This window comes from Pseudomonas sp. 22085, from assembly GCF_052045815.1.
Taxonomy (GTDB): domain Bacteria; phylum Pseudomonadota; class Gammaproteobacteria; order Pseudomonadales; family Pseudomonadaceae; genus Aquipseudomonas; species Aquipseudomonas glycinae.
Window position 1 is genome coordinate 3,129 of sequence record NZ_JBQEQA010000005.1, and the last position, 10,448, is coordinate 13,576.

At 60.9% G+C, this 10,448-nt stretch carries 8 protein-coding genes and 1 rRNA gene; 6 read left to right on the forward strand and 3 right to left on the reverse strand.

All coding sequences use genetic code 11. From position 1 onward, the window contains the following. The first annotated feature begins 121 nt into the window (after positions 1-121). From rrf to ACTJK7_RS06935, 4 genes are all read left to right on the forward strand, one after another. Positions 122-237, forward strand: a 5S ribosomal RNA gene (gene rrf / locus ACTJK7_RS06920). Positions 238-386: 149 nt separating this feature from the next. Further along, positions 387-1,046 (forward strand): paraquat-inducible protein A, encoded by a 660-nt coding sequence (locus ACTJK7_RS06925; protein WP_064378541.1) that lies wholly within the window; start codon positions 387-389, stop codon positions 1,044-1,046. Continuing rightward, a complete protein-coding gene (locus tag ACTJK7_RS06930) occupies positions 1,033-1,656 on the forward strand; it encodes a paraquat-inducible protein A (RefSeq protein ID WP_007951771.1) in 624 nt (207 codons plus the stop codon). Before ACTJK7_RS06925 ends, ACTJK7_RS06930 begins: the two co-directional genes overlap by 14 nt. Beyond that, entirely contained in the window at positions 1,649-3,952 is a 2,304-nt protein-coding gene (locus ACTJK7_RS06935; protein WP_323151075.1) for a PqiB family protein, read from the forward strand. The genes ACTJK7_RS06930 and ACTJK7_RS06935 overlap by 8 nt, the downstream gene beginning before the upstream one ends. Before the next feature lie 188 nt (positions 3,953-4,140). On the opposite strand, the gene mksF is transcribed toward ACTJK7_RS06935, so the two are convergent. The 3 genes from mksF to mksB are packed head-to-tail and all read right to left on the reverse strand — an operon-like array spanning position 4,141 to position 8,949. Beyond that, positions 4,141-6,981 (reverse strand): Mks condensin complex protein MksF, encoded by a 2,841-nt coding sequence (mksF, locus tag ACTJK7_RS06940; RefSeq protein WP_108563253.1) that lies wholly within the window; start codon positions 6,979-6,981, stop codon positions 4,141-4,143. Beyond that, entirely contained in the window at positions 6,978-7,679 is a 702-nt protein-coding gene (mksE, locus tag ACTJK7_RS06945; RefSeq protein ID WP_011335946.1) for an Mks condensin complex protein MksE, read from the reverse strand. The genes mksF and mksE overlap by 4 nt, the downstream gene beginning before the upstream one ends. Next, positions 7,669-8,949, reverse strand: coding sequence for an Mks condensin complex protein MksB (mksB, locus tag ACTJK7_RS06950; protein ID WP_170928981.1), 1,281 nt, complete (start codon positions 8,947-8,949; stop codon positions 7,669-7,671). The genes mksE and mksB overlap by 11 nt, the downstream gene beginning before the upstream one ends. A gap of 231 nt (positions 8,950-9,180) precedes the next feature. On the opposite strand from mksB, the gene ACTJK7_RS06955 reads away from it, so the two are divergent. Together ACTJK7_RS06955 and rimI are read left to right on the forward strand one after the other, a co-directional pair. Continuing rightward, entirely contained in the window at positions 9,181-9,927 is a 747-nt protein-coding gene (locus tag ACTJK7_RS06955) for a hypothetical protein (RefSeq protein ID WP_064378537.1), read from the forward strand. Beyond that, the gene (gene rimI, locus ACTJK7_RS06960) at positions 9,920-10,372 is read left to right on the forward strand and encodes a ribosomal protein S18-alanine N-acetyltransferase (protein WP_102687513.1); all 453 of its coding nucleotides are present in this window, start codon (positions 9,920-9,922) and stop codon (positions 10,370-10,372) included. Before ACTJK7_RS06955 ends, rimI begins: the two co-directional genes overlap by 8 nt. Positions 10,373-10,448 lie beyond the last annotated feature (76 nt).

Genomic DNA, 10,448 nt, shown 5'->3' on the forward strand with positions numbered 1-10,448 from the left:
CAGATTGCGGTGTGTGAAGACGCAATGAACCGAAAGTTCGACGCTCACAAGACACCGACAGCTGTCACATACCCAATTTGCTGAAGCGAGGCCATCTGGTCGCGAGTCAGTACCCGAATTTCTTGACGACCATAGAGCGTTGGAACCACCTGATCCCATCCCGAACTCAGAAGTGAAACGATGCATCGCCGATGGTAGTGTGGGGTTTCCCCATGTGAGAGTAGGTCATCGTCAAGATTAAATTCCGAAACCCCAATTGCGAAAGCAGTTGGGGTTTTGTTTTGCCTGCAGGAAAGTTTTTGCTCGCGTCAGCGAACAAATTTGCACAGTTATTTTCGAATCAGAACACTAGAATAGATCCCAACTTTTTCGGAGCCAGAGCCCTTATGTCAGATTCGGTTGACGCCCCCGGGCTGTCAGATTTACCGCTGGATGACTTGGTGGCCTGTCATGAGTGCGATCTGCTGATGCGCAAGCCCAAGCTTGCTCACGGCGAAAAAGCCCTCTGCCCACGCTGCGGTTACGAACTCTACGCTCATCGGCATAACGTGGTGCAGCGCAGTCTTGCCCTGGTCATTGCCGCGCTGTTGCTCTACGTACCGGCGAACTTTTTACCCATCATGCAGCTCAATGTTCTCGGGCAATCGTCGCAGGACACGGTCTGGAGCGGTGTGATCGGTCTGTTCAATACCGATATGCGCGGTGTCTCAGTCGTCGTATTCCTGTGCAGCATGGCAATTCCCCTGCTGAAACTGCTGTGTCAGTTGGTCGTGTTGCTGACCATCCGTTTCAACATCGGTCGTAGCTACGGCCTGCTGCTCTACCGCATTTATCACCACCTCAAAGACTGGGGCATGCTTGAGGTCTACCTCATGGGCGTCCTGGTGGCGATCGTCAAACTGGCGGACATGGCCGCCATCACCGTCGGTCTCGGTCTGGCATGTTTCATCGGCTTGTTACTGGTTCAGGTCTGGCTCGAAGTGGTGATGTCACCGCATCAGATCTGGCAGGCGTTATCAGGAGAAGATGCCCATGCGGGCGATTGATGCGGGCATTCTGATCTGTACCGAATGCCACGAACTGAACAGGCAGGATACCGACAGCGATGTGCAGACCTGCACCCGATGCGGTGCGCTGGTTCACGCTCGGCGGCCCAATAGCCTTGCGCGAACCTGGGCGCTGCTGATTACGGCCGCGATTATCTACATCCCGGCCAACGTGCTGCCGATCATGACCGTCAGCTCACTGGGCCAGGGTGACCCAAGCACGATCATGTCCGGCGTGATCCAGCTGGTGCAGCACGGCATGATTCCGATTGCCGCCGTGGTGTTCATTGCCAGCATCCTGGTGCCGACGTTCAAGCTGGTGGGCATCGCGCTGCTGCTGTTTTCCGTGCAGCGCCGCCAGCCCTTGTCCGCCCGTCAGCGGATCTGGATGTACCGCTTCATCGAGTTCATCGGCCGCTGGTCGATGCTCGATATTTTCGTGATCGCCATTCTGGTGGCGGTCGTCAACTTCGGCCGGCTTGCCAGTGTCGAAGCCAATCTTGGCGCCATCGCCTTCGCCAGTGTGGTGATTCTGACGATGCTCGCCGCTGTCACTTTCGATCCCCGACTGATTTGGGATAACACGGAGTCGGATGCCGACCATGACTGATTTGCCTGTAGCGAAAACCCGACCGGCTTCGAACTGGTCTGCCATCTGGGTACTGCCCCTGATCGCCTTGATTATCGGCGGCTGGCTCGGCTGGCGTGCCTATAACGAAACCGGCATCGAGATTCAGGTGCGGTTTGAAAGCGGTGAAGGCATTCAAGCCAATAAGACCGAGGTGGTCTACAAAGGCATGCCGGTCGGCAAGGTGAAAGCACTCAAGCTCGATGATGAAGGCAACTCCAAAGGTGTCATCGCGACTATCGAGATGAACAAGGATGTCGATCAGTACCTGAAGACCAGCACTCGTTTCTGGCTGGTCAAACCGAGCGTGACCCTGGCCGGAATCACCGGCCTGGAAACCCTGGTATCGGGTAACTACGTGGCCATCAGCCCCGGCGAAGGCGAGCCGACCCGCAAGTTCAAGGCCCTGGCCGAAGAGCCTCCGCTGTCGGACTCCAAACCCGGTTTGCACCTGACGATCAAGGCTGATCGCCTCGGTTCGCTGAACCGCGGCAGCCCGGTGTTCTACAAGCAGATCAAAGTCGGCCAGATCAAAAGCTACGTGCTGTCGGAAGATCAGAGCACGGTCGAGCTCAAGGTGTTCATCGAACCGACCTACGCCAAACTGGTGCGCAAACACACCCGTTTCTGGAACGCCAGCGGCATCAGCATCGATGCCAACCTGTCCGGCGTGAAAGTGCGCAGCGAGTCTCTGGCCAGCATCGTCGCCGGTGGTATTGCCTTCGCCACGCCAGAGAACCGCAAGGACAGCCCGCCCACCGATCCAAGCCTGCCGTTCCGTCTCTACGAAGACTTCGATGCGGCCGCCGCCGGCATCCGCGTGAAGGTCAAACTCAGCGATTTCGAAGGCCTGCAAGCCGGGCGCACTCCGGTGATGTACAAGGGCATTCAGGTCGGTAACCTGAAAGCGCTGAAGATCGATCCGGACCTGTCCAGCGCGACCGCCGAACTGACTCTCGACCCGCTGGCCGAAGACTATCTGGTCACCGGCACGCAATTCTGGGTGGTCAAACCGTCGATTTCCCTGGCCGGCATCACCGGTCTGGAAGCACTGGTAAAAGGTAACTACATCGCCGTGCGCCCGGGCGACAAGGGCGGCGCTCCGCAACGTGAATTCGAAGCCCGACCAAAAGCGCCGCCGCTGGATCTGCGCTCACCCGGCCTGCACCTTGTGCTGTTCACCGATACCCTCGGTTCAATCGATGTCGGCAGCCCGATCCTCTACAAGCAGGTCAAGGTCGGTTCGGTGCAGAGTTATCAGTTCTCCAAGACCCGCAAGCAACTGGTGATCGGCGTTCACATCGAGAAAGAATACGAAAACCTGGTCAACGCCTCGACCCGGTTCTGGAACGTCAGCGGCGTCACGCTGACCGGCGGTTTGACCGGCGGCATTCAGGTCAAGAGTGAATCGTTGCAGACCCTGATGGCCGGCGGTATCGCCTTCGAAACCCCTCAAGCCAAGGCGCCGCTGCAAAAACGTATCCCCCGTTTCCGTCTGTTCGCCAGCCATGATGAAGCGAATCAGAAAGGCGCCGTCGTCACCATCAAGGTGGATCGTGCGGACGGTCTGCGCAGCGGCACCCCGGTTCGCTTCAAAGGCCTGGACGTGGGCAAGATCGAAAGTGTCGACCTGACCGATGATCTGCAATCGGTCATCCTCACCGCGCGCATCACTGAAGTGCCGGAGAAGATTGCCCGGGTTGGCAGCCAGTTCTGGGTGGTCAAACCGGAATTGGGGCTGATCAAGACCTCGAACCTGGAGACCCTGGTCACCGGTCAGTACATCGAAGTGCAACCGGCAGCCAAGAACCTCGGCCCGCAGAAGAACTTCGTGGCCTTGGCCAATCCGCCGGAAGTCACCAAGCAGGAGGCAGGCTTGAGCCTTGTGTTGAGCGCTGCCCGTCGTGGCTCGCTGAAACCGGGCGTGCCGGTCACCTACCGTGAGATCACCGTAGGCAAAGTCACCGGTTACGAACTGGGCCAGACAGCGGATCGCGTACTGGTGCACATCCTGATCGAACCGAAATACGCGCCACTGGTGCGCAGCCGCAGTCGCTTCTGGAACACCAGCGGCGTCGGTTTCGACATCGGCCTGTTCAAAGGCGTAACGGTGCGCACGGAGTCGCTTGAGACAGCGATTCAGGGCGGCATTGCCTTCGCCACGCCGGACGGCGAGCAGATGGGCAACCCCGCGCGCGCCGAGCAAACCTTCCCGCTGTTCGACAAGTTCGAAGACGAGTGGCTGAACTGGGCACCGAAAATCCCCCTCGGTAAATAATCCGGGAATATGGGGCGTTGTTGAGGACGCCTTCGCGGGCAAGCCCGCTCCCACAGGTTTTTGTGTTGAATACAAATNAGCGGGCTTGCCCGCGAAGAGGTCCTGTCATTCAGCACAAAATTCCAAGACATAAAAAAGGGCCGCGATCCAATGGAACGCGGCCCTTTTTTGTGCCCGTCAGTTACGCATCAAACCGCATCCAGCTCCGGCTCGTCCGCTTCGACATTGACGGTGGCCTTCACCACATCGTGGCGACGGATGTACTTCCAGTCGGCCTCGTCGATGTAGATCCCGGCCGGGCCACTGCCGCCTTCCAGGTCGATGGCGACACTGGCGCAGACCTGCGGCTTCACACTCGCCAGAATCGGCACGAAGCCCAGTTGCAGGCTGGTTTCCAGCAGTGCGGCCTGGTTCTTCTCGTCGATGTCCGCTGCCTCGTCGAGGTAGTACGGCAGGCGCACGCGACCGGCCAGGTCGCGGTCCATCAAGTGCAGCAACAGGTACATGTTGGTCAGCGCCTTGATGGTCATCGTCGTGCCGTTGGACGCCGCGCCATCGATGTCGGTGTGGATCACCGGCTGGCCGTTGACCTTGGTGATCTCGAACGCCAGTTCGAACAAGTCCTTGAGGCCGAGCTGGTTGTGGTTCGCCGCCACCAGCCGCGCCAGGTATTCCTTGGCCTCTTCGTTCTTGTTGTCCTGTTCCGCACTTTGGCTCAGGTCGAACACCGACAGGGTTTCGCCTTCTTCGTACTGACCGGCGCTGTGGATGATCTGGTCGATGTGCTTGAGCGCTTCCTTGTTCGGCGCAAGGACGATGCGGAAGCTCTGCAGGTTGGACACCTGACGCTTGTTGATCTCGCGGTTGAACAGCGCCAGTTGGTGCTCCAGGCTGTCGTAGTCGCTGCGGATGTTGCGCAGGGTCCGCGCGATATCGGTGACCGCTGCACGACGCGCCTTGCCCAGGGTCAGGGCTTCGTCGGTGCGGTGCGCGTAAGCGTTGATCAGCAACGACAGACGGCGCTCCATGTCGTCTTCGCTGTCGAACTTGGCCACGCCTTTGAGGCGCACCTGCGCGTACAACGCTTCGATCTGCCCGTCGGCGCGCAGCAGGCCTTGCCAGCTGTCCTGATAGTCGTTGAGCAGCGGCAGCAGGTTGTCCATCGAATCGTCAACCGGATCCATGAACGGCGTACCGAACGGCAGGTCCGCCGGCAGCAACTGACGGCGACGCAGGGCATCGTCGAGGGTGCGTTGCTTGGCTTCCATGTCGGCAATTTGCCGGCCGACCAGTTGCAGCTTGGCCGACAGTTGCTGGACGCGCTCAGTGAACGCATCGCTGGAGCGCTTGAGTTCGTCCTGCGCGGCTTCCATCTGCGCCAGTTGCTCGAGTTTGTCGCTTTCTTCGGCGCTCAGGGTCTGAGTGCGGCGGAAATCTTCCAGCGCCTTCTGCGCATCCAGCACCTGCTGGTACAGCGCTTCGGTCTGGGTCTTGCTCGCGGCGCGGTCGGCGGCCACGGCTTGCTGGGTCTTGAGTTGCTTGAGCTCTTTTTCCAGACGTTCTTTCTGATCGCGCAGCGCGGCACGGTCGGCCAGCGCTTGCAGCGCCGGCGGCTCGATGTGCGAGATGTCGATCGACAGGCCCGGCACTTCGAAACGCTCGCCCTTGAAACCATCGAGGATCAGCTCGACCGATTTCACCCACTCGCCGTTCTCGTCGAGGGTGATGCCGTGTTCGCCCAGTGGCAGACTGAACAGCGCGCTGTTGAACAGGCGCATCAGGCGCTCGACGTCCTGTTGCGAGAACTCTTCGCGCAGACGGGCGTAGCTGTTGTTGTCGGCGTGATCGAGTTGCTGCTTCACCGACTTCAGGCGTTTTTCCAGATCGCGAAGACGTTCTTCGAGATCCTCGGCACTGAATTGACGGGACTGCGCCAGCGCACCGGCCAGTTCGTCGTGAGCGTCCTTGGCCGCCAGCAGTTGCTGCTCCAGCACCTTGACGTCATCGACCAGTGCAAAGCGGTTCTTCAGCACCGACAACTCGCCGAGCCAGCGCTGGATACCGGAGATTTCCCGCTCCAGACGCATGAGTTCCTGGGTGCCACCGCGCTGATCGTTTTGCAGATCGTCTTGTTCGCGACGGTAGTGCTCGGCCTGGATGGTCAGCTCTTCCTTGCGCGCCGTGGCGTAGTCCGACCACGTGCCGAGCAACGAGTCGAGCAGCGGCGACAGGCGATGCAGTTTGCCGCGCAGCACATCGCGCTGTTTCACGCCGTTGGCCAAGGCTTCGACCAACGGGCCGGCCGCCACCAACGAGTTGTAGTCCTGTTCCATGCGCCGCACGTCGCGGAAGGCTTCTTCGCACGCGGCGATGTAATCGACGCTGCCGGAACGCAGGCTGTGTTCGAACGCATCGAGGAACAGCTGCTTGAGCTTGGCTGCGGTGATTTCGCGCATGTGCAGCAGGTTGATGAACAGCGCGCGGAAGGTCTTCAGGCTCTGCTCGCTGGTGGAGCGCAGCGGGATCAGGGTCAGATCCAGCGGGATCGAGGTGTGACCGCCAACCAGCAAGCGACGCAGCTCATCCGGCTTGAGTTCGTAGGCTTTCAGGCCTTCTTTCTCAAGGTTGCTGAACAGCTCCTTCTGGCGCAGGCAGGTGTCGTTTTTCTGGTAGTGCGCCAGGTCGAGTTTGCCGGCGTAGGCAAAGAACTGGTGACCGAAACCGCCACCCGGGCCGCGACCGACCACGCCGATCACGTGCGGGCCATGAGGCAGGTTCACTTCGACGAGGATGTAGCTGGTGTCGGAGGCAAAGTAGAAGCGCCGGGATTGTTCCAGGCTGTATTTGCCGAAGCTCATGTCCGACATGCGCGCCAGGATCGGGAACTGCAAGGCGTTGATCGAGGCGGATTTGCCGAGGTTGTTTGCGCCGTAGACCGACAGCGGTTCTTCCAGCGGGAACAGGCCAAGGCTGTAACCGGCGGTGTTCAAAAGGGCAAAGCGGCGGATGCCGTAGCGTTCCTGGCTCATGCGTCGGACTCCTGTTCTTCGGCAATGGCGCGGGCCAGTGCGTCTTCTTCGCTTTCTTCCTCAAATTCGGAAAGATCGAGCGGGTCGTCGGTGGCGAGGAATTTCGCCTCGGCTTCTTCGTCGATCAGCACCGGTGCCGGCAGCGGCAGAACGCTGTGCACGCTGGCCGCCAGATCGCGGTCCTGCTGGACCGACAGGCAGACGTCGAGGAACCGGTGCATCGGCGGCAGGAAACGGTACACGCCGTTTTCCTCGCTGGCGAAACCGAGCTGGGTCATGCGGCGCATGATTTTTTCTTCAAGCTCTTCAACGGTCTGCACTTCGGCCTGGATGAACAGGTCGCGGTATTTTTCCAGCAGTGACGGCAGTTCTTCGCGGCCGAGGCTGCCGCCGTCGAGTACGGCGATCGGGTCGCGGCCCTGATCGGCCAGATGCTCGACCAGGATGAAAGTGAACAGTGCCAAGCGCTGAGCAGTCTTGTTCACCGCCGCTGCGGCCATGTCCGGCACGAAGTAATAGAAACCACGGGTGTCGCAGACCAGTTCGAAGCCCAGTGCCTTGAACAGCGTGCGGTATTGGTCCTGGAAATTCGACAGTTGTGCGTACAGCTCCGGGTCGCGGCGGCTGACGTGGTAACCCTTGAACAGCTCGCGGAAGATCGGCGCGAGTTGCGACAGTTCAGATAGATCAAGATGCATTGGGGATGCTCGCAGAATCCTCGGCGGCGGTGTCGGCGGCCGAGAGCAGGGCGAAGGAGCGCAGGCTGACCTGGTGCTCGTGAGTGTGGTATTCGCGGCGTTCCAGACGCTCGCGCTTGAAGCGTTTTTCCCGCGACAGGCGCGAGAACCAGTAAAGCAATTCGTCGGTCGCGCCGTCCGGTTCCTGCTCCAGCAGCCAGGTCATCAGGTCCGGCATCGGCAGGGATTCTTCGCAGCGGTCGACCATCTCGCGCACGGTGCGCGGTGCGCGCGGGGCATCGCCGGTCTTCTGCGATTTGTGCGCCTTGGGAAAACGCGCCGGTTTCGGCTCGAACCGGGCCAGGGCGTAGACGTAGGCTTCGACCTGACTGGCGCTGCCGAGAAAGGTGCTTTGCGGCCGGGTGAACAGTGGCATCGCCGCTTGTGGCACCGCGTCAATGCCTTTGCGGCGGATCGCGGCGAGGGCGAGGGCGGCGCCACGGGTCACGGCGTTGTGCCGGCGGGCTTCTTCACGCAGCGGCAGGAGCAATTCCCGAGCGTGACGCAAGGTCAGCTGGGCACTGGTCTGCATTTCGAGGATGCGCGCGTGGGTGCGCAGCAGCATGTCGTCATCGACCAGATGGCCGAGGCGCTGCTGTTCGCTGAGCATCTTCAGCAGCACGGTTTCGACCTTGCGCACGCCTTGCTCGAAAGCGCCGTCGGCGTTCACCAGATCGATCATCGGCTCGACGTATTCGTCCCAGGTTGCCAGCACTTCGGCGTAACGCTGACGCAGCGGAATCTGCCGGTCGCTGGTCTTGGCCCGTTCGGCCACGGCCACCAGCGCCTGTTCGTCGTTGTCGAGTTTCTTCAGAACGTCGCGCACGCGCATGTCGAGCAGGCGCAACTGGCGGGCCAGATCATTGCCGTCGCGGACGTCGAATGCATCCTGAATGTAACCGGCCAGACGTTCGAGGTGGCGCAGATAGGCTTCGATTTCCAGGCACAGGCCCAGACGGTGCTCGCGGCGCAGATAGGCGAGGAAGTCGTGAATCTGCGCGTTCAGCTCGAAACGGTTCGGGCTTTTCGCCACGGGAACCAGAATGTCGAGGCGGATCCACACGTCGAGCAGGCTGGTGATGTCCTGCGGCGTGCTGTCCAGTTGTTGGGCGGCCAGTTGCGTGCGCAGTTCGTTGAGGCTCAGGGTGCCCTGGTCGAAGTGCTCGCACAGTGGCTCCAGAAGTGCCCAGTGTTCAGCGAGGGCGCGCAAGACGCGCTTGGGTTCGATCATCGGAATGGCCGGCTGGTTGGCGATTAAAAGCCGCGATTGTACTGCATCACGAAGGATGCGATTCACTCTCGGGACGGGCTGTCGCTTTTCTTTGCGTCAAGGTATCGGTCAAGACTATCGATCAACAGCGCGCGATCTTGAGCGAAGGGCGGTAGAATCAGCGCACTTCAGTTATCCACAAGTGGCCGACCCTTGCTAATCGAGTCCCGCCGCCGCGCCTATTTGAACGCCATGCAGGTGGTCAACTGGCTGCCGCGCACCGAATTGCCCTTTGCCGCGCCGTCGCGGCCCGAGCTGCTGGACATGCCCGAGCCCGAGATTGCTGCGCCGGTGATCCCGGCCACCCCGGCCGAAGCGCCGGAGCAGCCGGCCGCGCGTCCGGTCGAACGGCCGAAAATCGAAGTTCCGCGACCTTCGCTGGCCAGCACCCGCACGGGCGCCATACCGGTCGAAGAAGTCGACGAAACACCCGTGGTGGCCAAGCCGGCACCGGTGCCGCCACCGCGTTTTGCCCTGCAATTGCTGCGCGCCGGCCGTTGCCTGCTGCTGGTGGAGTTACCCACAGGCGAAGCCTTCCAGTCGCGCGATCCTGCCTATCTGTTACTCAAGGACATGCTGCGTGCCGCCGGTCTGCCGGACGCGCCGCAGATTGTCGGTGAGCCGGTGCGCTGGCCGTGGCTGAACCGCGGCACGATGGATCAGGGCCCTGAAGCGGCCCGGGATTTCGTTCAGGGTTTCCTGTCGGTGCAGATGGAGGCGGCGCCGTGCGCCTGCCTGTGGCTGATCGGCCTGCCGGCGGTGCGCTTTGCCGGTGAGGCGGATGCCGAGGCGTTCAACACTGAATTACAAATCGAGGGTCTTGGCCTGGCGTGGGCCGTGCCGGGGCTGGAATTGTTGATGGATGAGCCACAGCGCAAGGCCGCGGTGTGGCAAGCCATGCGTCGGCTGATGGCGCGCTGGAAAGAATCGAATGAGTGACGCTGTATCGTTTCGCCCGATGACCGAGGCGGATCTGGACGCTGTGCTGAAGATTGAATACGCCGCGTACAGCCATCCGTGGACCCGCGGGATTTTTCTCGACGGCCTGGGCAAGTACCAGATCTGGCTGATGTTCGAAGGAGAGCAGCAGGTGGGCCACGGGGTGGTGCAGATCATTCTCGATGAGGCGCACCTGCTCAACATCACGGTCAAGCCGGAAAACCAGGGGCGCGGGCTGGGGTTGACCTTGCTCGAATACCTGATGTCCCGCGCCTATGCCGCCGATGCCCGGGAATGTTTCCTGGAAGTACGCGACAGCAACACGTCGGCCTTTCGCCTGTACGAGCGCTATGGCTTCAACGAGATCGGCCGGCGCCGGGATTACTACCCGGCGGTCGGCGGGCGTGAAGATGCCGTAGTCATGGCCTGCACGTTGGTCGATTAAAACGTTAAAGCATCGCGGGCAAGCCCGCTCCCGCAGGTTCTGGTGTCGTATACATAATTTGAGTACGACCCGGATC

Bases quoted from the DNA above. Each gene is read 5' to 3' on its own strand.
- ACTJK7_RS06925 (WP_064378541.1), top strand. From the start codon at position 387: ATGTCAGATTCGGTTGACGCCCCCGGGCTGTCAGATTTACCGCTGGAT.
- ACTJK7_RS06930 (WP_007951771.1), top strand. From the start codon at position 1,033: ATGCGGGCGATTGATGCGGGCATTCTGATCTGTACCGAATGCCACGAA.
- ACTJK7_RS06935 (WP_323151075.1), top strand. From the start codon at position 1,649: ATGACTGATTTGCCTGTAGCGAAAACCCGACCGGCTTCGAACTGGTCT.
- mksF (WP_108563253.1), bottom strand. From the start codon at position 6,981: ATGAGCCAGGAACGCTACGGCATCCGCCGCTTTGCCCTTTTGAACACC.
- mksE (WP_011335946.1), bottom strand. From the start codon at position 7,679: ATGCATCTTGATCTATCTGAACTGTCGCAACTCGCGCCGATCTTCCGC.
- mksB (WP_170928981.1), bottom strand. From the start codon at position 8,949: ATGATCGAACCCAAGCGCGTCTTGCGCGCCCTCGCTGAACACTGGGCA.
- ACTJK7_RS06955 (WP_064378537.1), top strand. From the start codon at position 9,181: ATGCAGGTGGTCAACTGGCTGCCGCGCACCGAATTGCCCTTTGCCGCG.
- rimI (WP_102687513.1), top strand. From the start codon at position 9,920: ATGAGTGACGCTGTATCGTTTCGCCCGATGACCGAGGCGGATCTGGAC.